The organism is Shewanella sp. FDAARGOS_354, assembly GCF_002209245.2.
GTDB lineage: Bacteria > Pseudomonadota > Gammaproteobacteria > Enterobacterales > Shewanellaceae > Shewanella > Shewanella xiamenensis.
In genome coordinates this window covers 481,403-507,432 of the sequence record NZ_CP022089.2, presented here as the reverse complement: position 1 = coordinate 507,432, position 26,030 = coordinate 481,403, and the positions used below count along the sequence as shown (strand labels likewise).

The following is a 26,030-nucleotide window of genomic DNA, read 5'->3' as shown; positions in this document are numbered from 1 at the left end:
TCGCGCATTTTGGTCAAAAAGTGAACGACCTTAACCATTAATCCCCTAACCTATCCTAGATACGCCTTTTGTATCAAATAGGATGCTTAGCACTGAAGGATCCCCTCATAAATCAGCCATAGCATAGCCATATTTGAGCAACTGATTGGCGAATAATACCCAGGCCGCCAGCAATTCTTTCTCCGTGATTTGATAATCAGGCCGCCTGAGTACCTCCAATCCCAAGCGAATCGTTGAGAGTACCGTTCGATGCCCAATGGTATTGGCCTGAAAATGCTTATCCCAGCCCTGTTGCTGTGCGTGTAAACCAACTAGCCACAACAGGCATTGAACCATCAACGCTATCAGTAGGATGATGTCGAATCGCTCTGGACTGTTGGTACGACTTTGGCGTAAGCCAAAGCCGTATGCCGGGCTTTTGAGGTCACGAAAGGTTTCCTCTATTTGCATACGTTTGGCGTACAGGTTTACCAGCTGCTTTGGGCTCCGAGATTCTGGTGGTAAATTGCTGGCTAACACCCAAGGCTCTTTCGCCGATGTTGAGTACGTTTTTGCCGATGGATGGTGGCAATTAGTCCTCGTTGAACGCTGATTTGTACGCCCCTTAGGTTTGCTACGATAAAGCGTGAGATGGCAATTGATAGGGTTAGTTTTGGTCAAGGTCTTACAACCCAGGCTCTTCGCTTGACCGTTGGCCAAGTCATGTGTACTGCGAACTGCACGCCAATTTTCAGCGCCAATATCTGCAAATTGAACTGTACCGCGAATACGGCTTAGCCAAAACCAACCATGCGCCTCAACCTCTTTGTACCAAGGCACTTTGAACCCCGCGTCAGTCACGATGAGAGGGGTAACATGCAAAGGTAAAATCTTGGCTAAGTCCGCTAAAAAACCGTTGTGGGAGGCCTTAGAGCATTGTTCTGATAGGGGATAGGACTTCTCATACAGGGTAATAGAGCGGCCATTGAAGGCTATTGAGGCGCGCAGAGCCATGATGCGTTTATGCTCTCGGATGTCTGACCAATCGACGAGCACAATCGGCATAGGGTTACCAGAACAGATGAGGCTGGCATGCCATTGGTAGACAGCTAACCGTTCTTGATGCAGATGCGTGTTGCCGAGCAAACGATCAATGCGCTTGATGTTGTGCTTGGTTCGGGCCGTGGTTGGTAAATTTCGACCTAACTCAGTCAAGGTCAGTGTCTTACATTCAATCAGCGCCTTAGAGGCCAGCATCAAGCTGTTTAATCGTTTTAGGTGAAGTTCTGGGCAGTATTGGTGTAAAGAATGTTGTAGGATATTGGCTTCGCGCATCTTGTTGTCCAAGTGTAGTTTTTGGCGAAACCATTTGATCATGCAACAAGATGCGCTTCCACCCTAATTTGATGATTTATTTGTAAATCATCAGGGGATTCTTCAGTGCTTAGCACTTAAGTTTTTTATCTCAAGGCCGATAATTCGATAAATAACCTTCAGGTACTTATGGAGCCTATCGTGAACATTAATGGATTAAATACGACCGCAAATAGCAGCGCCTTCAAATCTGTTTCCAGCGCTTATATCACCACTACGCCAACAGCTAGCTCAGCTTCTGAGAATTCGTCGGCAGAGACCAGCACGCAAGAAACGGTCAATATATCCAATGCCGGAAGACAAGCTCTCGCTACCGAAGTAGGCGCTTCTCTCAGAGGTCAAACCGCGGAAAAACGGCAACAGACGGAAAGTGCTGAGAATGAAGAACCCAAATCTATCATTGATGAACAAATTAAGCGTCTGAAAGAGCAAATCAAAGCTTTGCAGGAGATGCTCACGAAACTGGAAGGAGATGATTCGAAGGCCGCGGCTCAGCAACGTAAGCTATTGCAGGAACAAATTATGCAACTCGGTAACCAAATTGCCGTGTTAATGGACCAGAAAATGCGCGATGCACAAAAAGCCGCAGGCTAAGCTGAGTACAGAATCATTTTCAATCTTGGTAGCTGTAAACTAGATTGGGAAACTAAACAATAAACGCCAAATATTTAACCCGTCGCCGGTTCGATAACTGATGCCAATTCTATCTATGCCGAGGAGATCGCCGCCCAAAGGCTTAGAAAATGCCAGTGTGGCACCAAACTCATAGCTTCCAGAGACAATGGTTTCATCTTCAGTATCTTGGCTAAAATCCAGCTCGTTGAAGTACCAATAACCGACCGCAAATAATCTAGGTTGCATCTGGATATTCAGCCATTGCCAGCGCGGCGAAAGGCCAATATCTACCCCGGTTTGCAATACCGCAAATTGGTCGGTTAATTTTCCTAGCCGCTCACTATAGCCCGCAAACTTTAACCTCGATACCCAGACGCTGTCTTCACCCGCAAGACTAAAATCATACAAGGTACTTACACCTGAGGCTAAAATCGCCACATTCGCATCGGTCTCAAAATTTGTCCCAAAGCCCACATCCAAATAGGCTTCCATCCGCGTATTTGCCGTTGCCTGCCAATGGTGCTCGATGCCGGGCGTTATCGTCATGGTGCCAACTGACGATGGCAATTCGCCGTCGGTGATGTCTTTGGCTAAGTAGTCAAAAAAACCGAAAGATAAGGGTAAACGCAGCCAAGTCTGACTACTATCATCCTTCAAAAAATCAAAGTTTAACGGAATACTAACGACGGTGGCATTTTGCTCAGCAGCTCGATATACCCCTGTGCCAAGGTAGCTGCCAAAGGCATAAACAGAGTTAGGATTATTTTTCCCATCAATCGGCGTTTCAGGGCTAATCTTCGAAAACGCTTAGGAAGATTGGGGGGCAAATGCTGCAATATCTTGCGGGTGACTGAAGTTTGAAACAGGCTCTGTCGACGCCAACAGCGGGAAAACAATTCCCATTGATAGCGCCGAAATGGAGCTGAGGTTGACGATAAACCGACTAAAAATGATATTCAATTTACGCAAACAGATCCTAATTTGCAGCCTAATCGGTAAATTTATTGCACTAAGAACTACTGTTCATCCGTAAAATGATACTCAGACATCATATGCCCAAGCTCAGTGGACTTAGTCTTTAAGTAAGCCTCATTATAGCGATTTTTACCGACTTGTAAGGGTACGCGCTCAACCACTTCGATGCCGATTTCTTTCATCGCTTTGACTTTGCGAGGATTATTGGTCATTAAGCGTACATGCTTTACGCCAATCTGCTCAAGCATAGGCTGGATCATATCGTATTTACGCATGTCCGCAGGGAAACCTAACTGTTCATTCGCCTCAACCGTATTGGCGCCTTTATCCTGCAACTCATAGGCGCGGATCTTATTTAGCAGACCAATACCACGACCTTCCTGACGCAAATATAAGATAAACCCACTGCCGGTCTCGGCAATGTTTTGCATCGCGGTTTGCAGCTGGAATCCACAGTCACAGCGTAAGCTGAATAAGGCATCGCCCGTGAGACACTCAGAGTGAATACGGCCTAAAACAGGAGCATCGCTACTTAGGGTGCCAAATGTGAGGGCAACATGCTCTTTACCGGTTTCGGTATCTTCAAAACCGTGCATGGCAAAAACGCCCCAGGGAGTGGGTAATTTTGACGTCGCGACATATTTTATCGACATGACTTAACCTTAACGACAACTCTCATTCCATGAGACGGAAGGAACATCCATAAACAAAACAATGATTAGGTACTTAGCCTACGGCGCACCTATTCTAAAGTGTTTTCAGCAATCACGAAATACTTTAGTAATTTAATCAACTACAAAACTAAGCTATTAACTGGGTGACTCATTCAGCTCAATGGGTAATATGTCGAGCCAAGGCGCTGCAAAATAGATAAGTGTTCTATTTTGCAACTTATTGAATAACTTAGCAATGTAGCTTAAAATTTTGCTGGTGCAAAACCTGTTACTTCAGTCAAGCCCATTTCGCGCCCTAAAGCAGTCATTGGGTGCACAACAACTAAGCCTTTTACTGACTTTTTGAGTTGACCCATATCGGCTTGCTCGGCTTTGGTGAGGGCGCGGTGAAATGGCAAGTGCTGAATATCCACCCCTTGCTTTTGTAATAAACGCGACTGCTGCGTTTTTACGCTATTGATTTGCTTAGTAACAGCCTCAATCTCGCGTTTAAACTGCGCCACGATGACAACATCGCCACGTTGCTCTGCCGCCGCCAGTTTACGACGAAACTTATCTAACTTATCGTTTAGCTGCTGCAGTTCTTGCTTTAAATTCATTATGTTACCTTAAATTACTTTAGTGAGTCCCGACCGATATTGACCTAATCTTTGGCCTGTTTGTCTGGGTCACTGTGTCAAGGTGTGGGATTATAGCAGCAAGTTAGCGATCCTCGTTACCGCTTTTATAAGAAACGGATCACCTGATTACTGCTACCTCGATATGGAAGGCTCGGATCTGCAAGATTTTGCTCAAATTTGCCATCCACCAGCACATCTACATATTCCAGCACCGCACGCTGTTTATCGCTCAATTCATTCCATACATAGCCCGTCCACAGCCAAATATCTTTACCGGGACATTCAGCTTTGACGCGCTTAACAAGCACCAAAATCCCCTCAAGATTGGCGGGTAAAAGTGGATCGCCGCCAGAGAGTGATAAGCCACGGCGAACGATTCGCGTATCCTGCAAATCGGCGATGATATTATCTTCCATTGCCTTATCAAATAAATGGCCAGAGCGCACATCCCAAGTACTTTGATTATAGCAACCACGGCATTGGTGCTCACAGCCTGAAACAAATAAGGTGGCCCGAGTGCCTGGGCCGTTGACCACATCAACGGGATAATATTGCTGATAGTTCATTGTATAAGTCCAATACGAAATACAAGGAGCGCCAGACTGGCTAAAAATCAAAGCACAGTCCCATGCTAAGCGACTGTGCTGATATCAGTGTAACAAACACAACAAGGCAAAAATGTTACAAGTGTTTGATCCTACGCTTCACTTCTTCTTGCTTACCATGGTTGAACGGTCTGGCATCGGGACTGCCTAAGTAACCACACACACGGCGCGTAACAGACACTCGACTTGGCTCATGGTTGCCGCATTTAGGGCAAGTAAATCCTTTACTAGTACAGCTAAATTCGCCGGTAAAACCACAATCATAACATTCGTCAATCGGCGTGTTAGTACCGTAGTAAGGTACACGGCTATAGCTGTAATCCCAGACATTTTCGAGCGCTTCGATATTGTGCTGCATATTAGGATATTCGCCGTAGCAAATAAAACCACCATTGGCGATGGCGGGATATGGCTGCTCAAAATCGATTTTATCGTAAGGATTCACGTGCTTTTCCACATCTAAATGGAAGCTATTGGTGTAATAGCCCTTATCGGTTACACCCGCAACCACACCAAACTGGCGCGCATCGAGCTTACAAAAACGACTGCAGAGACTCTCACTTGGGGTGCTATAAAGGCTGAATCCATAACCCGTTTCGGCCTTCCATGCGTCGGTAGCCGCTTTAAGGTGCGCAACAATCGCCACCGCTTTTTCACGAAGCTTAGCATCATCAAACACATGGGTTTCAGTGCCATAGAGCGCATTAATGGTTTCATGTAAACCGATATAACCTAATGAAATCGATGCCCGACCATTTTTAAAGATTTGGGCGATATCATCATCGGCACGCAAGCGCACGCCACAGGCACCTTCCATATACAAAATCGGCGCAACTCTGGCTTTCACTCCGTTTAACCGTTCGATACGCGTATCTAATGCGCGGCGGGCAAGTAATAGCCGCTCATCCAGAATACGGTAGAACTCAGCCTCATCGCCATTCGCTTCTAGCGCAACACGTGGCAAGTTTAAGCTAACAACGCCAAGGTTATTGCGCCCTTCATGGACGAGTTCACCATTTTCTTTATAGGAACCTAAAAAGCTGCGGCAACCCATAGGGGTTTTAAACGACCCCGTCACTTTTTCCACTTGCTCATAGTTCAAAATATCTGGATACATGCGCATACTGGCGCATTTAAGGGCCATTTGTTTTACATCGTAATTGCAATCGCCGACTTTGTGGTTAATACCATCACGGATGGCAAACACCAATTTAGGGAACACCGCTGTTTTACGATTTTTACCTAACCCCGCCATGCGTACTTTCAGCATCGATTGTTGAATTAAACGCGACTCCCACGAAGTACCTAGACCGAAACCAAAGGTCACAAACGGGGTTTGTCCATTAGCGGTATGTAAGGTATTCACCTCATATTCAAGGGATTGGAAAGCATCGTGGCATTCTTTTTCAGTCTGAGCAGTGGCATAGGCTTTAGCATCTTTAATCTGCCAATTCAGTGCCACTTGATAATGTTTGTCATAACTCTTGGCCACAAAAGGCGCTAACACTTCATCAATACGATTAATCGTGGTGCCGCCATAGATATGGCTTGCCACTTGGGCAATAATTTGCGCCGTCACGGCCGTAGCGGTAGAGATCGATTTTGGGGTCTCAATTTCGGCATTGCCCATCTTAAAGCCATGGGTCAACATGCCCGCCAAATCAATCAACATACAGTTAAACATCGGGAAAAAGGGCGAGTAATCAAGATCGTGATAGTGGATCTCACCGATTTCGTGCGCAGCCACCACATCCTTAGGCAGAATATGGCTCTTGGCATAATGTTTAGCCACGATGCCCGCCAGCAGATCCCGTTGAGTTGGGATCACTTTAGAGTCTTTATTGGCGTTTTCATTTAACAGCGCGGCATTGCTCTGCTCGACTAAACCACGGATTTCAAGATTGAGCTTACTGGTAGCATCGCGGCAAATGTCTCTGTCGTGACGATATTCAATATAGACCCGTGCCAATGATTTATAAGGGCCTTCCATCAATAGGTTTTCAACCGCATCCTGTAGATGGTGGATTTCAACTTCTGCCATATTCGCCACTCGTTCTCTCACACAAGCGGCTACCGTCGCGGCATAATCTGCGTCCTCTATCCCAACCGAGTTTGCAGCAGCGACCACTGCATCTCTTATCCTTGTTTCATCAAAAGGTGTGCGGCAACCATCCCGCTTGATCACGACTGGCATTGTTTAATTCCTCTCCATCCCGATTAAAATTAACACTATATATAGTGATTAAATAATCTATCAACACAATATGTAGGCAATTAAGCGGCATCGACACCTAAAATTCCATGATCCAGATCATGATTTATCCGATGGATAAAAAGAACAAATAAGAACTGCTGCCAAACCCAATGATCTCAGTTTTAGGCCTTGACCTTGATGCTAAAGCAAGATAGTAGACGCAGGAAATGGCGCTAATAATGACAAAAGACTTTGACCCAGAAGCCAAAGTCTATTGTTTTTGAAAGAATATTGTAAATAAGACTAGCGCTTAGCTAAGGCAAGATAACTGCTCAATTGTCCCAACGCTGATTGCTGCATCCCCATGGATGAAGCCACCTGCATCGTTGATTTAAGTCCCTGCCATAACTGTTTTTGACTATCGCTCATGGTGGGGTTGCTATTCAAATAATCCGTTAATTGACCAAACACTTTAGTCGCCTTTTGTGCCAGCACTGGCGACTGGGCATCATCCATGTTTTTTAACACATTTTTAGCATCAACTAACGTGTTGATCATCGGGCTATTAGGCGATTTTTCAGCCAAAGACTTTAGCTCATCATCGATAAAATCCTGCAAAGACTGCTTATTGGTACTTTGGCTTGGCAAACTAATGCCGTTTTGCGAGAGCCGTTCCACCTGTGCATCGGAAAGAATACCGTCTTTTTGTAACCGCGAGACTAAAGCGGGTATCTCAGCCACGCTAAATTTGCCATCAGCAAAAAAGTCTTTCGACATGGCCTGAATTTTTTGTGCTCGCAGTGCCCGTGGTGACAGCGCTATCTCGTCACTCGGTTTAGTATCAACCTTAGGGGGTTCTTTGGCTGAGGAGTTTGACTCCGTACTCGATTCAGTTTTACCTGTCTCCGTCTTTTTGCTATTCAGGCCATAAGCTTCAGCGGCACTGCTACGATTTAGATTAAGGGCATTTAAAAGAGAATTCATCGTCAATAATTCGGCGTCTAATACTGATTAATCGTTTTAAAGCAAAAACTAAGCCAATCAAGCAGTAAGTAGTGTCATATCGTAATTAACAGATAAATTCATCCTGACATTTTTAGCCTTTCCAGATCGCCGCTTCAATTAAATGTGCCACTTTTGCCACGGCGTCTTCACCTGCTGCAATGGCTTCAGCTGCTCGGTGGAACTCCATGGTGCCGATATTCGCGACTTCGGGTACAACACAGATATCGGGAGGGTCACCCATTAAACGCGCCCGTTTATGCCGCTGCTCTAAAATACTCATCGACTGGGACATCACCGCAATCATACCGGGATTAGATTTAGTCCCTAGGGAAAACTTATCGGTTAAGCTACCGACATATTCTCGCCCGCGGGCGAATAAATCCATAAAACCCGTTTCTTGGCGCGCGGGCATTTGGGTTTCATCTTTAGGTGCCCGATGGCTGGTCATATTAACGGGTAAAACTTGTAATCGACCAGTATGAAAACCTTGTAAATCAACGGCAATGACAATATCTACCCCCATAGCACGGCTCACCGAAACGGGGACAGGATTAACAACTGCACCATCCACCAACCAACGCTCACCTTGACGGACAGGCGCTAATATCCCAGGCATAGAGCAAGAGGCCCGTACGGCTTGGCGTAAATCACCATGGCGAAACCAGATTTCCTGACCTGAATACAGATCCGTAGCAATGGCCGCAAAGGGACGCTCTAAATCCTCGATATTGATATCACCAATCCGCGATTGCAGCACATCGAATACTTTTTCGCCGCCAATTAGCCCACCTTTACGCCAACGAATATCCATCAGTCCCAACACATCCCAACTAGAGAAGCTGCGCACCCACTCTTCAAGTTCCGCTAAATGATTATGGGCATAAGCAGCGCCAACAAGGGCGCCGATTGAGCATCCAGCGACCTTATCGGGTTTAATTCCCATGGCGGCAAGCCCATTGAGTACGCCAATATGCGCCCAACCTTTGGCTGCACCACTGCCTAAGGCAATACCGATCGTCGGAGTTGTCCCCTTACTCATAATAAATTCCCTTAATAAATCGATGATTTAAAGAAGCGCTATGACGTGAAAAAGCTAAATTCCAGCCAAAGTGTTGTCAATCATTAGACAACATAAACCGTTACGCTAGCCAGTCATTAGATACATTTATATGGTTTACGCTCGGCCTTATCCCCTTGGGCAGAGAGTAACCACATCGTCGCTTGATATCCTGTAAGTTCATAGCCAATTTGGCTAAACATAGCACTCGGGGCAAATATCGAGCGTGACACAAGCCAAGCAAATAAGTGGCTATTTAGATGATTACGCAAGATTATGCCCAATCAAGATAGCTGACCATAGTGATTTAGCGCTATAATCTGCCCTCACTCAGATTTAGGGGATATACCTTTGCAGTTTACTGATTTTTCTCTGGACCAGCGTCTGTTACAAAGCTTAAAGCATATGGGGATTGCAACCCCAACCGCCATCCAGGAACAAGCATTACCTATCGCATTGGCAGGTAAAGATTTAATGGCATCATCAAAGACTGGGTCAGGTAAGACCTTGGCATTTTTGCTGCCCGCATTGCAAAGGGTTATCTCCACCCGCGCCCTCAGTAAGCGCGACCCTAGAGTATTAATTTTATTACCGACCCGCGAATTAGCCCATCAGGTGTACAGTCAGTTACGCTTATTGGTGGCCAATACCCAATATAAAGCGATTAGTGTATTGGGCGGTGAAAACTTTAACGATCAGGCTAAAGCGCTGGCAAAAGAGCCGCATTTTATTGTTGCAACGCCAGGCCGAATCGCTGATCACTTAGAACAAAAAAACTTATTCCTCAATGGATTAGAGTTGTTAGTTTTGGACGAAGCCGACCGTATGTTGGATTTAGGCTTTGCGCCACAGTTAAAAGCTATCAACGAGGCGGCCGATCATAAACGTCGTCAGACCTTAATGTTTTCAGCAACCTTAGATCATAGTGAAATCAATGAGATTGCGGCGGCATTACTTAGAAATCCATTACATGTGGCAATCGGCACGGCCCACAGTGAACATCAGGATATTTCGCAGCGAATTTATCTGTGTGATCATTTAGATCATAAAGAAGCCCTACTCAGTCGTTTACTGACGGATGAATCGCACAAGCAAGTGATTATTTTTACCGCCACCCGTGCCGATACAGAGCGGTTAGCCGCTAAGCTCTCGGCTCAAGGTTTTGCAACAGCCGCCTTAAGTGGCGAGTTAAAACAAACGGCACGTAACCAGATCATGGACCAATTTGCCCGTGGTCAGCAGCAAATATTGGTGACCACAGATGTGGCATCCCGTGGTTTAGACTTACTGAATGTATCCTTAGTCATTAACTTCGACATGCCCAAATTTGCCGAAGAATATGTTCATCGCATTGGCCGCACTGGCCGCGCGGGAGCCAAAGGTGACGCAATCTCCTTAGTTGGTCCTAAGGATTGGGATAACTTTAAAAAAGTACAACTTTTTTTAAGAAAAACCTTCGAAATCAGTGTAATTAAAGGGCTCGAAGCTAAATTTAGTGGTCTAAAAGAAAAGCCAAAGTCCGTCGCGACTAAAGGTGTAGTAAAGGCAAACACCAAAGCCAAATCTAAACCTAAGTCGCACCTTGTTAAAGCAGCGCCATCCCGTGATAAACGCTTTATCACGGGTGTTGATGTCGGTGATGCGCCAATGCGCAAAAAACCTGCGGCACAACTGCTACAAGATAATGACGACGAGATCTAAAAATAACGCAAAAGATAGCTCAAGTCCGTGAAACTTGAGCGCTCAAAATGAGTGACTCGCTGGAGCGATTCTTCCGGCGATACATAAGTAATTTGAAATAGTTAAAGGTGTAACATGCGAATTTGTGGTGTTGAATTAAAAGGTGGCGAAGCCATCATCAGTCTGCTCAGTTACGAAGGTGAAACCTTCAACGTACCCAGCTGCCGTAAAGTGTCTTTTAGCATTGCACAGTCGGCATCGACGGAGGCAATTCGTGAGTTTCATTTTGCTTTCCATAAGTTGATGGAAGATTACAAGATCGATGAAATTGTCATTATTGAGCGTGAGCAAAAAGGCAAACTGGCAGGTTCTGCTACTAGCTTCAAACTCGAAGCCGCAATTCAATTAGGCGAGCTGCCTGTAACCTTGCTATCTCCAGTGGCGATCAAGGAACAAAATAAGCGCAATCCACCTCAGGTAGACTTTGATAGCTTAGATCTGAAACGCTTCCAACAACCCGCCTTTGAGGCTGCCTACGCTCAGCAAAATCGCCATATTTTTGGTAAAGCTTAAGTGCTCTTGCTTGGCGCTATCACTTAGCGCCAAGCCTCTTACATGTCGCAAGCATCATGCAAAACCTAAAATATGTCAGTGGTTATAGCCTAGATATCCAACGCCAAGTTGAACAGCTTTTACAAAGTGGCAAGCTTGGGGAAGTATTGCTTCGCCGTCATCCGCACATTCATCATATCCGCAGCGATAAAGCCCTCTACGACTATACCCAAGGGATAAAAAATCAGTTTTTACGCCAATCCTCTCCCCTATCGAAAGTGATCTTTGATGACAAAATTAGCATGAGTCATCATGCACTTGGCTTACATTCCTACGTATCTAGAGTGCAAGGTAACAAAATCAAAGCGAAGAATGAAATTCGTATATCTTCTCGCTTAAAACGTGTACCTGAACCTTTGTTACGAATGGTAGTGGTGCACGAACTCGCCCACCTAAAAGAGAAGGATCACAATAAAGCTTTTTATAATCTGTGTACTTATATGGAACCAGATTACCACCAATTTGAATTTGATCTGCGCTTACTGCTGACCTGTATTGATGCCAATCAATCCCCTTATATCGCGCACTCAATAGACTCAGTTTGAGTACTTATTTTTATTGACCCAAGAGTTGACTGATAATAGTTTTCATTTAGAATAGTCATGTATTATCTGTCACGTACTTAGGCTGTATGAAAACGCAAAATATTGGTAGAAAGCTAGAAAAATGGTGTAAGAAACAAGCCAAGAAACTGCAAAAGCAACAGGCAACATTATCCTATGCGGCATCAGTTAACTATGCTGCAAAATCATCTTTCTCAGCGGAACCAATAAAACAGACGACTGCGGCCAAAAGTAAAAAAGCACAACGCAAGCACTTAAATCAATTATTGGCTGAGTATATTACCAAACAACACATTCAAGATCTTGATAAAGCAGCCCGTAAGCAGCAATTAAAATTAGCCAAAGCGCATTTTAATGCCGCAAATGATGCACAATTTTTATCCTTTGCAGCCATCAAACGTATTTCCCCCTTACCGACAGAGCGAAGCTTTGCACTTCGTCCTTATAAAAAGTCTCCCTGTGGAGGATGTCCTGCATTAAAGGGGCGTCTATGTAAATGTGCGTTAAAAGCGATGCAGAAACGCCAGGCAAGTTAATATTGTTTATCGATCTTGATTAAATAAATTTGAAGATATCTCAAAGTAAGAGTGGTTAGATATTTTCTGCTAGCTATCTTCGCTATTCACACGTCATTCAATCAATACCTGTACGCTCACTAAAGCCTAAAGTGGCTCGATTTATTATTTTAAATACCGATAACAAGGGCGAAATTTAATCAAATTTAAGCAAGCAGTCTTATCCAAGCATATGCAGCTAAACAACAAACCCAACAAAAAGCCTGACAAATACACCACTCAAATCATTTAGTTGCTGAGGCACACTCAATAGAAATAAAAACGCCGATGAATCAGTATTCATCGGCGTTTTTATACTCAGAACGGGACAAACGAAAATGAATTAACCTAAATTCATCAACGACTGACGACTATTGACCATATTCGTAAAGCTACGCAATTCTTGGTTTGCTAATTGGCTCGCCATAGGAATATCGGCTTTCATTGGATCGACGGGTTTACCGTTTACATGGAATTCATAATGTAAATGCGGACCAGTTGAACGCCCAGTATTACCAGATAAAGCAATCACTTGGCCACGTGTTACTCTCTGGCCTTTACGCACTAATGCCTTTGAAAGGTGTAAATAACGGGTGCTATATTTACCACCATGTTCAATCACAATATATTTACCGGCAAATTGGTGATCCGTTACTAAACTCACCACGCCATCACCAGGCGCGATAACCTTAGTACCAATAGGGACAGAAAAATCGGTACCATTATGGGGGGAAATACGGCCAGTGATCGGATGTTTACGAGCAGGGTTAAAACGTGAACTCATGCGAGGCTGTTTAGCCAATGGAATACGCTGGAAAGCACGCACTAAACTGCGCCCTTTTGCATCATAATAACTGCCATCAGTATGCTGAAAGGCACTGATTTCTGAACGCCCAGTTTTAATGCTAACGCCTAATATTTGGCTGCTACCGGTTGCTTCACCTTCAACATATTGATCATTTACCAAAACAGAAAATTTATCTCCTGCATGTAAATCCCGTGCAAAATTCACTTTTTCCTTGAGTAAATCTTCAATCCGCTGAATATCAGCTGCCGCTAAGCCCATTTTTTGAGCCGATACGTAAAATGAGCCTTTAATATCACCAGTAATAATGCGGTTTTGCCAAACGCCTTCAACGTTAATTTCTTCAACGTTGAAGCTACCATCTTCATAACGAGTAAATACGACTTGGCGTGCGGCGTTAAAATAAAGCTCCAACTTTTGCAGTTGGCCATCATTATCGAGCCAAAACTGAATCCGGTTCCCAGGTAATAAAGTATCGAGTGCCAAAATATTTAAATCGGCCTCTAGTACTTTATACATCGTTAGCTGGTCAACACCCGCCTTAGAGAATAAAGCGCTTAGAGTATCACCGGAGGCAATAACACGCTCAAAATCAGGGGTATTGTCAATAACAGTGGTAGAATCAACAGGCTCAGAAACTTGCGGTAAAACAGTTTCAATGTCGAGAGCTACGGGAATTCGTTGTGCTGTGGGTACGACATGATTAGCATTCGGCATTAACATCGCCGCACCGATCAATAAACCACCTACGAGGAGAATATTCTTATGGGCTGAAGATAAATTCTGCAAACGAATTTGCGGAAAATTAGCCAAATTGGGTTTGCCTGTCTGCAACGCTTTCACCTTTTGTTATCGTTTTTGCGCTATATTTTTGAACCAGTCCCGCCTAGGGAAGCCCGAATTTTCCCAACTTATCCCAAAAAACCGATTATGACAAACGCTATTTTGCACTTTAACAGCACTATTTCCCAAAAACATGCGTCAGTTGGCACTTTAAATCGATTGTGCGTTCTGTATCCAGATGTTAAATAGCACAAAACAACGTCTTCAATCACAATTAAAACAATAAGTTAAATAAACAATTAATCCCTTTAACTGACACTAAGGCAAAATCATCTTGATTTCGCTCCCATGGGAGGTTTTCAACAGATCTATTCGAGTGTTTATCTGCTCTTTCATCTCAGAAACATGAGATATCACGCCGATCATCCTACCCGCAGATTGCAAATCCATTAAGGTACGGATGGCAAGTTCAAGGGAGTCCTGATCTAGGCTGCCAAAACCTTCGTCGATAAATAACGTATCAAGTTTTATCCCACCGGCGTAGGCTTGCACCACGTCTGATAAACCCAGCGCCATAGATAAAGCTGCCATAAAACTCTCCCCACCACTTAATGTCGCCACGGGACGCACTTTTGCGGTGTAAGCATCTTCGACTTCAAGCTCAAGCCCTGATGCCTTATTTCCCTTCGCTCTGTCTTCTTTACGCAGTAATCGATAACGGCCTTTACTCATCAGGTGTAATCTCTGAGTTGCTGCGAGTAAAACATCATCGAGTAATACGCTTAATACAAAACGTTGCAGAGAAATCTTGTTGCCGGTATTGCCATTGGCCACATCGGCCAAGGTGCCAATAATGGCGTATTCATCCTCAAGGGCTTTCGCTTTTTGATCGACAATACTGAGCTGTGTTTGAGTTTGTTTAAGCAAAGAGAACCGCGTATTAAGTTGGCTCCATGTAGCTTCAGCGAGATTAAGTTGTTGGTGCTTTTCTGCGAGCATGGCTTCTAGGGCATCAAGGTCGGGCACGCTGACATCACTAAGCTCAGTTCTTAGCTGATCAAGCTGTGATTGATTTAAGGCGCACTGTCGATGATAGGTTTCAATACGCTCGCCCAACGCTTGAATTTGCTCATCGGCTAACAATGCCGCCCTTAATGCGTCCCTATCAGTAAACCCCGCTAAATGCAGTTGTGAGTTAAGGTCACCATCGGCCACAGCCTGCTGCTCATCTGCGCTATGGCAGCGTTGTATCGCCGCCTCTAGCGCCGTTTGCGCCGCCACACAATGCTCAGATGCCTGCTTTAGTGAGTTTCTAAGAGCATGAATCTGCTCACGAGTGTTCTCAAGCTGCCGTTGATTATTATTAATCGCTTGATTTAACGCAGTAAGCGAGCGGTATTCCTCAGGGATCCGAAGCGCCTTTTCCGCTAATTGACCGGATAGACGCGCCACTTCACCTTCTTGTTGATGATACCGCTCACGCTCAAGCTCTAATTGTTGCGTCAATGCTAACTCTTGCTGCTGCAACGCTTTGATTTGCTGCTGTAACTGCTGCAATGCTTGGGTGGCGACTTCAGCTTGTTTTGCTTGGCGTGTTAATTCCTCAAGCCGATGGACATGCGATTCAAGTGGTAACTCAACCGTATCCCCCAGCGAGGAGGCCAGTTCATTTGCCTGCGACTGCTGTGCTTCTAACTGTTTTTGTAGCCCCCGATACTCTGCCCTCGCTTTGCTGAGCTGTTCGAGTGCATTCACCTCGGCATCCTGCGCAGCTTGCAGCTGTGCGTCCGTTGGTAAATGATCATGACTGGTTGCAGGATGAGGATGCTCGATACTGCCGCAAACTGGGCAGGGTTCATCGAGTTTGAGTTCCCTCGCTAAAATGGCTGCTTGACCTTGAAACCAGTTGAACTGTAAAGACTTATAGTCACTTAGCGCTGCCTGATGCTGCGCGTTCAGCATCTTTCCTTGTAATCCTGCTTGTACAAGTGCCTCTTCGGTTTGTGCAACTTTGGCGCAGATTTGTTGCCATTGTTTGAACAACTCAAGTAAGTGGCGCTGTTGCTGCAAGGCTTGTGCGGTCGCGAGTTGACGCTCACTTTGCTGTTGTAATGCTGGCAATTGATTTTCATAGGTGCTGCGCTGATCAACTAAGCTTACAAGCGCCGTCTTAGTCTCTTGCCCCTGCTCTTTGGTTTGTTGCAGTATCTCTTTTGCCTGCGATAAAGCTTGTTCAAGGCTAGAAAATTCTGCCAACTGCGGTACTAACGTGCTGAGTTGATTATGTTGTTGTTCAAAATCGCGCAGCTGTTGTTCAAGGGGAATAAGTTCCTGCGCTTCGATCTCAGCTTTGGCAAGCGCAAGCTTTGCCGTATCGAGAGCCATTTGGGCATGGCTGCGCTGATCATTAGCAATTGTCGCTTCCTGCTCCCTCGATAACGCATTATCCAATAAGGGCTTAAGACGCTGCGCTTGCTTTGCCACATTCAGGCGAGCCGTTTGCGCTGCAATATCTGCTTGCTGTTCATGAAGCAAAGTGGCTTGGGATTCTAATTCACTTAAACGAGTAAATTCAGCAAACCGTTGCTGCGCACTGTCATGCTGTTTTAACGCCTGTAGATGCGCCGCCGTGCTACGTTCTTTCGCGGCGATAGCGGCCGCCAATTCGGGTTCTATTCGACTAAATTCAGCGGCAAGCTCGTCGTCACTCGCTAGCTCCGCGGTTTGTAGAATGCCATCGCGACGCGCACGCTGCTCTTTAACCAAGCCGCGGATATCGGCCGCCTTCGCCTTTAAGATATCTTCAATACGTTTATAGATATGGGTTTGAAATAATTGACTAAAAATTTGCTCACGCGCCTTGGAGTCAGCCATGAGTAATTCACGAAACTTCCCCTGTGGCAGCACCATAACCTGACGAAATTGTTCTACGTCTAAGCCCGTTAACGCTTCAATTTCAGCCGTTGCCTCTGAGACTTTACTGGCGACTAATAGGGTTTCAGTACCATCGGGAGCGATCTTAAACAGCTGCGCCTCGCTCTTTTGGACTGTCGAACCCTCGCCATTCTTTTTGAGTCTGTCCTGTTCGGGCACTCGGCGAATACGATAAGCAGTGTTACCCAATTTAAAACTAAAGGTCACCTCAGTAAGCAGATTATCATCGGCCATATCGCAGCGCATTTGGCTGCCTTCACGCTCATTGCCAGTGGTTTTTCCATACAACGCAAAGCAGATACCATCGAGCAGAGTCGTTTTACCCGCGCCAGTTGGCCCGTTGATCAAAAATAACGGATTATCACCAAGTTCAGTAAAATCAATTGTCTGAGTCGAAGCAAACGGACCAAAAGCCGACATGGAAAGTTGTAGTGGCTTCATTCTGCCTGCTCCTCTTTTACGTCACGATGTGTTTCGCTGCGTTCGAGCCCGTCTCGATGAAGCTGAGTTAGGATATCCTCCATTACCGCCTGCTGCGCCGGCGTTAATTCATCCCCCGAGACTTGGGCAAAAAAGTCACGGAACATGGCCATTTCACCTTTTTTTATATGATCTCGATTGAGCACCACCGCCTGATCGCCCGCCATCAATCCGGTGCGTTCTAAATGCAGCACATTGGGATAAACACTGCGCAGTTTGCCCATGGCATCTAAAATGGCGTGTTTATCGAGCAGGCGCACCATTAAATAATCCTCACGCTTGGCATCGGTTTTACCTACTTCTAATAAATGTGCCAATTCCCCTTCCATAATCCGCACATCACGTAGCGCAGTTAAGGGCAAGAGTTGGATTTGAGCGGGAGATTGCGCTGCGATATCCACTAAGGTGACAGACTTATGCTGGTGTTGCTCACTAAAGGAATACTTTAGGATTGAGCCTGAGTAGCGCACTTGTTCGCAGCCTTTATATTGCGGGCCATGCAAATGCCCTAGGGCGACATAGTCAAACTCACTAAACAGCCGTGGGGAAATTTTATCCGCGCCGCCGATACTTAATGGACGTTCGGATTCAGACTCGCTGCCACCATCCAAAAAGCAATGACTCACCACCACTTTAGGTAAACCTTGGCTATCATGGGAGTGGACCTGTTCTAACAATAACGCCATCGCCTCTTCATGGCTCGATACGCTAAGGCCTTTGGCATCGGTTTCAAACACTTGGCGCACGGTCGCAGGTTCGGCGTAAGGCAGCGGATAAAAGTAAGCATCGCCACTGGCACTGGTTAAACGAGTAGGCACTAATTCGGCCTGTAGCGGCCCAATAATATGTAAACCACTGGCAGCCATTTGTTTAGCAGCAAATCCCAAACGCTCATGGCCATCGTGATTGCCAGCAATCATCAGCACTTGTATACCCAATTGGTTAATAAGGCGATTAAGCACATCATTAAGCAAAGCGACGGCACTGGCGGGTGGAATCGATCTATCGTAAATATCCCCCGCAATAATCACCGCATCAACACTGTGCTGCTGCGCCAATGCAACAATTTGATCAAGTACATAGGCCTGATCATCCAGTAATGATTGATTATGTAACTGACGGCCAATATGCCAGTCTGAGGTGTGAATAAATCGCATTATTGCTGAACCTTAATGGATACTAAGCCAACGCTATGGCGCGGAATGCTTGTCGTTAAGTTATTTGTCAAAGCTGCTTGTCGGATAATCTCGCCCAATGACTCGCCAATAAACCCTAAAAACACTTTAAAAAATGCTAGGTTATCCTAAAAAATGCCGCTGAGTATAGTCAATACAATGGGAGTGGAGAGATTTACAGCAATGAGGTCGAAGACTGCGCTAACAGATCACCATTAGCGCAAATAAGGTCAGTGCTCAGCTTGAAGAAAGTTGATCCGTACCAAAATCATCATCAAAACAGTTGGTATTGGCTGGCGAGCAATTTCACACTCATGGCCAGCGACATGGTCACTACTAAGGGCTTAATGATCTTTGTGCCCTTAGTGACCACTAAACGTGATCCTAAGGTTGCCCCAATGGCTTGGCCCGCTAACATCACTAAGCCGAGTAACCAAATGACTTTTCCGCCAAGGGCGAAAAAAATCAGCGAGGCAATATTGGTCGAAAAATTCAACACCTTTGCGTGAGCCGTCGCTTTGGCGAGGCCAAAACCCGCAAGGGTAACAAACGCCAACGCAAAAAAGCTGCCAGTTCCTGGACCAAAAAAGCCATCATACAAGCCCACACCTAACGCGGCAGTAAAAGCAAAGGCGGTAGGGGTTAAGACTTGATGTCTATCCTCCTCGGAAACTTTTTTCGAAAATAAAAAGTAGCAACCAATGGCGAGGATTAAAAACGGCAATACTAACTCAAGGATTTTGGTATCCACTAACTGCACCAACACTGTACCTAACGCCGCGCCGATAAAGGCACAAAACAGCGCGAGTTTGACAGTTTTGAGATCAACCAATCCCTTACGAACAAAGTACAAGCTCGCAAAAAAGCTGCCACCGCAGGCCTGTAACTTGTTAGTGCCAAGGGCGACCGCTGGCGGTAACCCTGCCCACATTAACGCAGGAATCGTCAGTAATCCCCCACCTCCAGCAATAGAGTCGATAAAGCCCGCCACCATCGCCACGCCAAACAGTAATGCTGCAACTTGTAGAGTTAATTCAAATTCCATGATTTTTATAATTGAGTTATAGGAGCTAAGGCTTCGCATTAGACTGCGTTTGCCTTATAAATGCAAAGGAGTTATTGTCGCGCTAGCGTGAGCAAAGCTCACACTAAACCGTTTGTTAAACACCTTGATTTGGATATGAATATGTTTACTAGCTTGCCACCGCTCAATGCATTACGAGCATTCGAGTCTGCTGCCCGCTTACAGAGTATGACGCTGGCGAGCAAAGAACTGCATGTCACCCACGGCGCAATAAGTAAACAAATCAGGGTATTAGAAGATTTTTTAGGTTTCGCCCTCTTTGTTAGGCTACATAAAAAAGTCGAACTCACAGACGAAGCCAAGCGTTACTTCCCCCACGTACAATCGGCGCTGCAAACCTTATCGAGCGCCACCGCCGATTTGCGTAGCCAAGGTTCTCGGCCACAAACCTTAGCCATCAATGTATTACCAAGTTTAACCATCAACTGGTTAATCCCTCGTATGGAGCAATTTAAGTCGCGTTATCCACATTTATATGTGGATCTCTCGATAGGTGACTTTGCCGTTGACTTCAGCCAAGGGCGCTACGACATCGCGATCCGCAGTAGTACCAAGCTGCCCAAGGGAGTGAATTACATCAAACTCATGGATGAAGATCTGTGCTTAGTTTGCGCGCCGTCATTGGCCCCAAAACTGAAATGTATTGAGGATATTAATCATGTCACCTTACTCAAACACACCACTCGCCCAGAACTTTGGGATTATTGGGCTGAAAAGGTAGGCTTAACACTCACGCAAGAACAAACCTTCGGCGTGGAGCATTTTTACATGTTGAGTCAGGCGGCTGCCAGTGGCATGGGCGCGGCGCTGATCCCACGCTTTTTTATTGAAGAACAATTAGCTAATGGCAGTTTAGTCATCCCCTTCCATGCACCGTTTACCAGCCCATACGTTTATTACCTACTCACGCCTAAATCCCCAAGCTTGCCGTTAAAAGTGCAAGCATTTATCGAGTGGATGCTCGACCTCTTCGCTCCTTATCGCAATGCATGCTAAAAACTAAAAACCACCCGAAGGTGGTTTTTACGTCAGTCATAGTAACCACGTTACATGGTTGCCATTGTCCAATAATCGAGGCGCTTTTGAGGATCAGCCAGTAAGTTTTTACACTCTTCTTTATATTTCCCCATCAATACCCCGAGATTACTAGAGCCACCCAGGCTTTGTATTTGACGAGCTTTGGCATCGGCAACGGCTTGGGTCACCTCGGCTTCTGACTGGTATTTCTTCGCCAGATTTTCGGCTTCAACTTTAGACGCTTTTAAGCGTTCACCCACCGCTTGCATTTGTGGGGCATTCATGGCGCCAATCGCTTCAGAGCTAATTTGATAATAGGCTGCACATTCTATGGCTTCTTTAGCCAGAGCCTGTTGGGCTTCATCCGCAAACACGCTGTGGCTCATCGTCAGCATAAGACCTGCAATAGCAAAAGCTTTTAACATTGATATTGTCCTTTTTATTAGTAATTAAGAGTAAGCGACTTAAGCTAAGGATTTAGCTCAAGTTCATAGGTTACAAATTGTTGATCGCGCACAAACCCAAGTGCTTCATAAAGCCCTTGAGCACGTAAATTCTCTTTTTGGGTTTCGAGCACTAAATAACGTGCTCCTTGGCTACGAGCATAGTCTGCTGCCCGTTGTACCAGCGCCCGACCTAGCCCGACACATCGCGCATGCTGCGTGACAAATACATCATTCAGAATAAAAATCGGCGCTAAATTAAGGGATGAAAAACTGGGATATAACTGCACAAAACCCAAGCCTAAACCTTGAGGTGAGCGCGCAAAAAAAATTACCGATGACCCCTCATGCAAACGAGTTCGGATAAACAGCTCACCCGCCTCTACATCATCCTTACAGCCATAAAACTGCCGATACTCATTAAATAAAGGAGCAATATCATGACTGTGGGACTCATTAGCTTGAATGATTCTATTTGCCATCGGCTTAACCAACCTTAAGTCCATATCCATATTGACGTCTTATCAAGCTATATCTACTCATAGTAGATATGCGCGATACGCATCCATCATTCCTTACACTACCAGTCGCTGTTGTAAGCGAAAGATTAAATGATGTTTCACCGTCGCCCACTCAGAATCAATAATGGAATAAACCACAGTGTCCCGAATGGTGCCATCCTTAAGAATTTTATTATTCCGTAAAACCCCATCTTGCTTGGCTCCTAAACGAGCGATGGCTTGGCGCGAAGCTTGATTGTGCCAATGGGTTCTAAACTCCACCGCAATGGCCTCAAGGGTTTCGAAGGCAAAGGTGAGTAGTAGCAATTTAGCCTCGGTATTAATACCTGTGCGCTGGGCGCGCTTAGCATACCAAGTGTAACCAATCTCTAAATGGCGATGCTCACTCTCCCAATGGCAAATGCGCGTACAACCCACAATCTCACCAGAAACTTTGTCTCGCACCGCAAAGGGAAAACTTTCCCCACGGGATTTTTCAGCTAAGGCTTTCATTACATAAGCTTTCATCTCACTCGGCTCAGGCACACTGGTAAACCATAAACGCCACAGTTCACCATCGGTGACCGCTAAGCTAAGTGCCGCCACATGGGATAACGACAAAGGCTCTAGAACGACATGTTCACCATTTAAACACGCTGAAAGATCATCATTGCCCATTATCTCGTCTCCATTAACGCGGTAAAAAGTGTGCCATTGCGCACACTTTTTACTAGCCTATCATTTATATAAAATAAAAAAACCTCTATTTTCAACATGATTATATAAATTTTATTCCGGACAATAGCTAAGTTTCTCTTAAGCTTCACCGTTGAAAATGACAGGTTAATGAATCGGTGCATAAGCCTGCCATGGTTTAGCACATGGCACGCTGTAGCCTAGGGCTCCAGCCTATTTAGATCGTGTAAATATAAGGCCGACCAACACATCAATGTATTTAGGGCGTGTTGACGTTTCGAGATTAAATTTTGTTCGTTCTGGCAAGCTCGTGCTCGCGAAACGAGGAATGATGTGTAGTTTACTCAAATGACGAGCGGCTCTTATGACAGAAAATAAGGGCAAGGGCTTGCCAGACGAACCTTTCGGGCAGCATTTGGCTGACGTTTCTGCTGCGTTATCGTCCGTTTATGTAGAATAACTACACTGCACGGACTTTGCCTTGCATAAACGCCAGCCAAATTGCTGCAAAAATAACCCTGAAACGTCAACACGCCCTTGTAGGCCTTTTGATGTATCCCACTCGCTTTAGCAGGCGCGATAACCTTACACTATGGGTTAATACTATATTTTTCGTTTTATTCTATTAGCCGAGTACGGCAAGTAGTATCCCCGCTGCGACCGCAGAACCTAGCACGCCAGCAACGTTCGGTCCCATAGCATGCATTAATAGAAAGTTATGCTGATTAGCCTCTAATCCCACTTTATTCACTACCCTTGCAGCCATAGGCACAGCTGATACTCCTGCCGCCCCAATCAGCGGATTAACCTTACCGCCGGATAACTTACACATCAGTTTTGCCATCAACACTCCTGCGGCAGTACCTATACCAAAAGCAAGGGCACCAAGTACTAAGATCCCCAAGGTTTCTACCCGCAAAAACTGCTCGGCCGATAATTTAGAGCCGACAGCTAAGCCCAAAAAAATCGTCACGATATTAATCAGCTCGTTTTGTGCTGTTTTTGAGAGCCTATCCACCACGCCCGATTCGCGCATTAAGTTACCAAGGCAAAACATCCCTACCAGTGGCGTTGCCGCGGGTAAAAACAGAATGGTTAAGCCTAATACCATCAGCGGAAAAATAATCCGCTCCTTTTTACTGACTTCCCGTAGCTGCTCCATTTTTATCTCACGTTCCGCTTGGGTTGTGAGTAAACGCATGATCGGCGGCTGAATAATCGGCACCAACGCCATATAGGAATAAGCCGCCACAGCAATCGCTCCCAGTAACTCAGGCGCAAGCTTAGAGGCAAGGAAAATAGCCGTTGGTCCATCCGCCCCACCGATAATGGCAATGGCTGCGGCATCCTGCATGGTAAATTCAAAGCCTGGCACCAGATTTAGGGCGATAGCGCCAATTAAGGTCGCGAAAATCCCAAACTGCGCCGCCGCGCCGAGTAATAAGGTTTTTGGGTTGGCGATCAGTGCACTAAAATCTGTCAGTGCTCCGACCCCCATAAAGATCAGCAGTGGAAAAACGCCGGTTTCAATCCCCACATGATAGGCGTAGTAGAGTATTCCCCCCTCTTCGGTAAAGCCTGCGTTGGGAATATTCGCCAGCACTGCACCAAAGCCAATAGGCAACAGCAACAAAGGCTCAAATCCACGCACGATAGCGAGGTATAACAGCAACATGCCAACGGCCATCATTAAGACTTGCCCTGCGGTAAAATGGGCTATGCCCGTTTCGGCCCAAAACGCCAGTAAACCATCCATATAGACTCCTAGGCTAAGGCCAATAATTGAGAACCCACGACAACTGAATCGCCTTCTTTCACAAAGAGATGGGTAATAACACCATCCCCCTGAGCGCGGATCTCTGTCTCCATTTTCATCGCCTCAAGGATGATCACCACATCGCCGGCGCAAACCTTGTCGCCAATCCCCACATGCACTTTAAAGATATTGCCCGATAGCGGCGCACTCATCTTCAGCTTAATCTCGGCGGATTGAGCCAATGGTGCACTGTTTAAATGAGAAGTAGGGGCATAATTAAGCTGCGAAGCTACCTGTCCTTGAGGTTGGATCTGACTAATTTCGCCGCCCTCGGCAACCTCAACCACATAAGTTTGCCCCTCAACCGTGACGGTATAGGTTTCGGCCTCACGCGGCGTAACTGGTAAGATTGGCGCAAGTTCAGGTTTAGGCTCAAATGCCGCCGGATTATGGCGATTCTTCAAAAACTGTAAGCCAATCTGTGGAAAGAGCGCATAAATGAGTAAATCATCGTCCGAAGGCTTTTCCTTACTCTCTAAGACGAGACTAATCCCTTGATCCTGCGCCTTTGATAATAACTCTGCACGCAACTTGTCTAACTCTGGTACGAGTAAATCCGCAGGACGACAGGTGATAGCCACCTGCCCATTAAGTACTCTTGCCTGCAACTCTGAATTCACTGGCGCTGGCGTAGCGCCATATTCGCCCCTTAACACACCTTCAGTCTCTTTCGTTAACGATTGGTATCTTTGGCCCATCAGTACGTTGATAACCGCCTGTGAGCCGACAATCTGCGAGGTTGGCGTGACCAAAGGCAGAAAACCTAAATCTTGACGCACCCGAGGGATCTCCTCCAGCACCGCATCTATCTTATCTAGTGCACCTTGCTCTTTGAGTTGACTCTCCATGTTTGTCAGCATGCCGCCAGGGACTTGAGCACGTAGAATACGGGAATCAATCCCCTTTAGCGCACCTTCGAATTTGGCGTATTTTTTGCGAACCTCACGAAAATAAGCGGCAATCTCCTCAAGTAATACAAGATCATAGCCTGTTGCACGTTCAGTATCTTCCACCATAGCGACTACCGTTTCAGTTGCGGTATGGCCATAGGTTTGACTCATGGATGAAATGGCGGTATCGAGTACATCGACTCCCGCCTCAATAGCCTTTTGATAGGTTGCGGTACTCAGGCCTGTGGTGGCGTGGCAATGCATTGACAGCACAAGTTGCGTTTGGGATTTTAGTCGACTTATAAGCTCAAACGCTTCCATCGGCTTCAGCAGACCCGCCATATCTTTAATACACAAAGAATCACATCCCATATCTTCGAGACGTTTTGCCATATCCACCCACGTCTCTATGGTATGCACTGGACTCGTCGTGTATGAGATCGTCCCCTGCGCATGGCCACCAACTTGGCGCACGGCTTTTACTGCAGTCTCGAGGTTGCGCACATCATTCATCGCATCAAAGATACGGAACACATCGACCCCATTGGCATGGGCACGTTCGACAAAACGCGTCACTAAATCATCGGCATAATGGCGATAACCCAATAGATTTTGACCACGCAGTAACATTTGTTGAGGCGTATTGGGCATGACCTTTTTCAGTTCGCGGATCCTGTCCCAAGGATCCTCACCTAAATAACGGATACAGGCATCGAAGGTCGCTCCGCCCCAAGACTCTAGCGACCAAAATCCCACTTTATCTAAGAGCGGTGCAATCGGAAGCATGTCATCGAGGCGTAAACGCGTCGCTAAAATAGACTGATGTGCATCCCTCAAGACAACATCGGTTAACTGTAATGGCTTAGGCGCCACTATCGAATTTACTCGGTTCATATGGCG

General features: G+C 45.8%; 24 protein-coding genes. 6 read left to right on the top strand and 18 right to left on the bottom strand.

The features are described 5' to 3' along the window. Positions 1-105: 105 nt before the first annotated feature. Positions 106-1,314: an IS4-like element IS10A family transposase gene (locus CEQ32_RS02360; RefSeq protein WP_001206290.1), complete on the bottom strand. Its 1,209-nt coding sequence runs from the start codon at positions 1,312-1,314 to the stop codon at positions 106-108. 180 nt (positions 1,315-1,494) lie between these two features. Between CEQ32_RS02360 and CEQ32_RS02355 the strand changes: the two genes are divergently transcribed. After that, positions 1,495-1,947 carry a FlxA-like family protein gene (locus CEQ32_RS02355; protein ID WP_037427284.1) on the top strand — a complete coding sequence of 151 codons (453 nt, stop codon included), beginning with the start codon at positions 1,495-1,497 and terminating at the stop codon, positions 1,945-1,947. A gap of 39 nt (positions 1,948-1,986) precedes the next feature. Here the strand turns inward: CEQ32_RS02355 and CEQ32_RS02350 are convergent, their stop codons facing one another. The 8 genes from CEQ32_RS02350 to CEQ32_RS22910 form a co-directional block, all read right to left on the bottom strand. Further along, on the bottom strand, positions 1,987-2,763 hold the full coding sequence (locus tag CEQ32_RS02350) for a hypothetical protein (RefSeq protein WP_055647205.1): 777 nt from the start codon (positions 2,761-2,763) through the stop codon (positions 1,987-1,989). Between the two features lie 221 nt (positions 2,764-2,984). Beyond that, positions 2,985-3,596 carry a GTP cyclohydrolase II gene (gene ribA, locus CEQ32_RS02345; protein ID WP_037427288.1) on the bottom strand — a complete coding sequence of 204 codons (612 nt, stop codon included), beginning with the start codon at positions 3,594-3,596 and terminating at the stop codon, positions 2,985-2,987. A 263-nt stretch (positions 3,597-3,859) separates the two neighbouring features. Next, complete coding sequence (locus tag CEQ32_RS02340) at positions 3,860-4,216, bottom strand: YibL family ribosome-associated protein (protein WP_037419602.1); 357 nt, start codon at positions 4,214-4,216, stop codon at positions 3,860-3,862. A gap of 125 nt (positions 4,217-4,341) precedes the next feature. Further along, a complete protein-coding gene (nrdG, locus tag CEQ32_RS02335) occupies positions 4,342-4,803 on the bottom strand; it encodes an anaerobic ribonucleoside-triphosphate reductase-activating protein (protein ID WP_055647204.1) in 462 nt (153 codons plus the stop codon). 115 nt (positions 4,804-4,918) lie between these two features. Then, entirely contained in the window at positions 4,919-7,036 is a 2,118-nt protein-coding gene (gene nrdD / locus CEQ32_RS02330) for an anaerobic ribonucleoside-triphosphate reductase (RefSeq protein WP_037419596.1), read from the bottom strand. Between the two features lie 303 nt (positions 7,037-7,339). Further along, positions 7,340-8,020, bottom strand: a complete 681-nt coding sequence (locus tag CEQ32_RS02325) for a hypothetical protein (protein WP_037427297.1) — start codon at positions 8,018-8,020, stop codon at positions 7,340-7,342. Positions 8,021-8,132: 112 nt separating this feature from the next. Then, positions 8,133-9,080, bottom strand: a complete 948-nt coding sequence (rssA, locus tag CEQ32_RS02320; protein ID WP_055647202.1) for a patatin-like phospholipase RssA — start codon at positions 9,078-9,080, stop codon at positions 8,133-8,135. A 116-nt stretch (positions 9,081-9,196) separates the two neighbouring features. Beyond that, positions 9,197-9,370: a hypothetical protein gene (locus CEQ32_RS22910; RefSeq protein ID WP_156312309.1), complete on the bottom strand. Its 174-nt coding sequence runs from the start codon at positions 9,368-9,370 to the stop codon at positions 9,197-9,199. A gap of 79 nt (positions 9,371-9,449) precedes the next feature. Here CEQ32_RS22910 and CEQ32_RS02315 point away from each other — a divergent pair, with 79 nt between their 5' ends. The 4 genes from CEQ32_RS02315 to CEQ32_RS02300 all read left to right on the top strand — a co-directional run bounded on the left by CEQ32_RS02315 (position 9,450) and on the right by CEQ32_RS02300 (position 12,489). Continuing rightward, positions 9,450-10,799, top strand: a complete 1,350-nt coding sequence (locus tag CEQ32_RS02315) for a DEAD/DEAH box helicase (RefSeq protein WP_088585449.1) — start codon at positions 9,450-9,452, stop codon at positions 10,797-10,799. 114 nt (positions 10,800-10,913) lie between these two features. Beyond that, positions 10,914-11,351 carry a DUF3010 family protein gene (locus CEQ32_RS02310; RefSeq protein WP_037419582.1) on the top strand — a complete coding sequence of 146 codons (438 nt, stop codon included), beginning with the start codon at positions 10,914-10,916 and terminating at the stop codon, positions 11,349-11,351. Positions 11,352-11,407: 56 nt separating this feature from the next. Beyond that, complete coding sequence (locus CEQ32_RS02305) at positions 11,408-11,935, top strand: M48 family metallopeptidase (protein WP_037427302.1); 528 nt, start codon at positions 11,408-11,410, stop codon at positions 11,933-11,935. An 86-nt stretch (positions 11,936-12,021) separates the two neighbouring features. Then, positions 12,022-12,489, top strand: coding sequence for a hypothetical protein (locus tag CEQ32_RS02300; RefSeq protein WP_037427304.1), 468 nt, complete (start codon positions 12,022-12,024; stop codon positions 12,487-12,489). Positions 12,490-12,850: 361 nt separating this feature from the next. Here CEQ32_RS02300 and CEQ32_RS02295 read toward each other — a convergent pair whose 3' ends face one another. From CEQ32_RS02295 to CEQ32_RS02280, 4 genes are all read right to left on the bottom strand, one after another. After that, positions 12,851-14,146, bottom strand: coding sequence for a peptidoglycan DD-metalloendopeptidase family protein (locus CEQ32_RS02295; RefSeq protein WP_037419574.1), 1,296 nt, complete (start codon positions 14,144-14,146; stop codon positions 12,851-12,853). A 267-nt stretch (positions 14,147-14,413) separates the two neighbouring features. After that, entirely contained in the window at positions 14,414-17,470 is a 3,057-nt protein-coding gene (locus tag CEQ32_RS02290; protein ID WP_088585448.1) for an SbcC/MukB-like Walker B domain-containing protein, read from the bottom strand. After that, a complete protein-coding gene (locus CEQ32_RS02285; RefSeq protein WP_088585447.1) occupies positions 17,467-18,666 on the bottom strand; it encodes an exonuclease SbcCD subunit D in 1,200 nt (399 codons plus the stop codon). Before CEQ32_RS02285 ends, CEQ32_RS02290 begins: the two co-directional genes overlap by 4 nt. Before the next feature lie 292 nt (positions 18,667-18,958). Further along, the gene (locus tag CEQ32_RS02280) at positions 18,959-19,729 is read right to left on the bottom strand and encodes a TSUP family transporter (RefSeq protein ID WP_037430888.1); all 771 of its coding nucleotides are present in this window, start codon (positions 19,727-19,729) and stop codon (positions 18,959-18,961) included. A 141-nt stretch (positions 19,730-19,870) separates the two neighbouring features. On the opposite strand from CEQ32_RS02280, the gene CEQ32_RS02275 reads away from it, so the two are divergent. Next, on the top strand, positions 19,871-20,764 hold the full coding sequence (locus tag CEQ32_RS02275; RefSeq protein ID WP_088585446.1) for a LysR family transcriptional regulator: 894 nt from the start codon (positions 19,871-19,873) through the stop codon (positions 20,762-20,764). Positions 20,765-20,814: 50 nt separating this feature from the next. Here the strand turns inward: CEQ32_RS02275 and CEQ32_RS02270 are convergent, their stop codons facing one another. The 5 genes from CEQ32_RS02270 to oadA form a co-directional block, all read right to left on the bottom strand. After that, positions 20,815-21,210: a hypothetical protein gene (locus CEQ32_RS02270; RefSeq protein ID WP_037419558.1), complete on the bottom strand. Its 396-nt coding sequence runs from the start codon at positions 21,208-21,210 to the stop codon at positions 20,815-20,817. Between the two features lie 44 nt (positions 21,211-21,254). Beyond that, positions 21,255-21,710 (bottom strand): GNAT family N-acetyltransferase, encoded by a 456-nt coding sequence (locus CEQ32_RS02265; RefSeq protein ID WP_037419745.1) that lies wholly within the window; start codon positions 21,708-21,710, stop codon positions 21,255-21,257. 93 nt (positions 21,711-21,803) lie between these two features. Further along, positions 21,804-22,406 carry a GNAT family N-acetyltransferase gene (locus CEQ32_RS02260; protein ID WP_088585445.1) on the bottom strand — a complete coding sequence of 201 codons (603 nt, stop codon included), beginning with the start codon at positions 22,404-22,406 and terminating at the stop codon, positions 21,804-21,806. Between the two features lie 643 nt (positions 22,407-23,049). Continuing rightward, the gene (locus tag CEQ32_RS02245; protein ID WP_069455194.1) at positions 23,050-24,180 is read right to left on the bottom strand and encodes a sodium ion-translocating decarboxylase subunit beta; all 1,131 of its coding nucleotides are present in this window, start codon (positions 24,178-24,180) and stop codon (positions 23,050-23,052) included. 8 nt (positions 24,181-24,188) lie between these two features. Further along, the gene (gene oadA, locus CEQ32_RS02240; protein ID WP_088585444.1) at positions 24,189-26,024 is read right to left on the bottom strand and encodes a sodium-extruding oxaloacetate decarboxylase subunit alpha; all 1,836 of its coding nucleotides are present in this window, start codon (positions 26,022-26,024) and stop codon (positions 24,189-24,191) included. Between the last annotated feature and the right edge of the window lie 6 nt (positions 26,025-26,030).

Bases quoted from the DNA above. Each gene is read 5' to 3' on its own strand.
- CEQ32_RS02360 (WP_001206290.1), bottom strand. From the start codon at position 1,314: ATGCGCGAAGCCAATATCCTACAACATTCTTTACACCAATACTGCCCA.
- ribA (WP_037427288.1), bottom strand. From the start codon at position 3,596: ATGTCGATAAAATATGTCGCGACGTCAAAATTACCCACTCCCTGGGGC.
- CEQ32_RS02340 (WP_037419602.1), bottom strand. From the start codon at position 4,216: ATGAATTTAAAGCAAGAACTGCAGCAGCTAAACGATAAGTTAGATAAG.
- nrdG (WP_055647204.1), bottom strand. From the start codon at position 4,803: ATGAACTATCAGCAATATTATCCCGTTGATGTGGTCAACGGCCCAGGC.
- nrdD (WP_037419596.1), bottom strand. From the start codon at position 7,036: ATGCCAGTCGTGATCAAGCGGGATGGTTGCCGCACACCTTTTGATGAA.
- CEQ32_RS02325 (WP_037427297.1), bottom strand. From the start codon at position 8,020: ATGAATTCTCTTTTAAATGCCCTTAATCTAAATCGTAGCAGTGCCGCT.
- rssA (WP_055647202.1), bottom strand. From the start codon at position 9,080: ATGAGTAAGGGGACAACTCCGACGATCGGTATTGCCTTAGGCAGTGGT.
- CEQ32_RS02310 (WP_037419582.1), top strand. From the start codon at position 10,914: ATGCGAATTTGTGGTGTTGAATTAAAAGGTGGCGAAGCCATCATCAGT.
- CEQ32_RS02305 (WP_037427302.1), top strand. From the start codon at position 11,408: ATGCAAAACCTAAAATATGTCAGTGGTTATAGCCTAGATATCCAACGC.
- CEQ32_RS02300 (WP_037427304.1), top strand. From the start codon at position 12,022: ATGAAAACGCAAAATATTGGTAGAAAGCTAGAAAAATGGTGTAAGAAA.
- CEQ32_RS02290 (WP_088585448.1), bottom strand. From the start codon at position 17,470: ATGAAGCCACTACAACTTTCCATGTCGGCTTTTGGTCCGTTTGCTTCG.
- CEQ32_RS02285 (WP_088585447.1), bottom strand. From the start codon at position 18,666: ATGCGATTTATTCACACCTCAGACTGGCATATTGGCCGTCAGTTACAT.
- CEQ32_RS02280 (WP_037430888.1), bottom strand. From the start codon at position 19,729: ATGGAATTTGAATTAACTCTACAAGTTGCAGCATTACTGTTTGGCGTG.
- CEQ32_RS02275 (WP_088585446.1), top strand. From the start codon at position 19,871: ATGTTTACTAGCTTGCCACCGCTCAATGCATTACGAGCATTCGAGTCT.
- CEQ32_RS02270 (WP_037419558.1), bottom strand. From the start codon at position 21,210: ATGTTAAAAGCTTTTGCTATTGCAGGTCTTATGCTGACGATGAGCCAC.
- CEQ32_RS02265 (WP_037419745.1), bottom strand. From the start codon at position 21,710: ATGGCAAATAGAATCATTCAAGCTAATGAGTCCCACAGTCATGATATT.
- CEQ32_RS02260 (WP_088585445.1), bottom strand. From the start codon at position 22,406: ATGGGCAATGATGATCTTTCAGCGTGTTTAAATGGTGAACATGTCGTT.
- CEQ32_RS02245 (WP_069455194.1), bottom strand. From the start codon at position 24,180: ATGGATGGTTTACTGGCGTTTTGGGCCGAAACGGGCATAGCCCATTTT.
- oadA (WP_088585444.1), bottom strand. From the start codon at position 26,024: ATGAACCGAGTAAATTCGATAGTGGCGCCTAAGCCATTACAGTTAACC.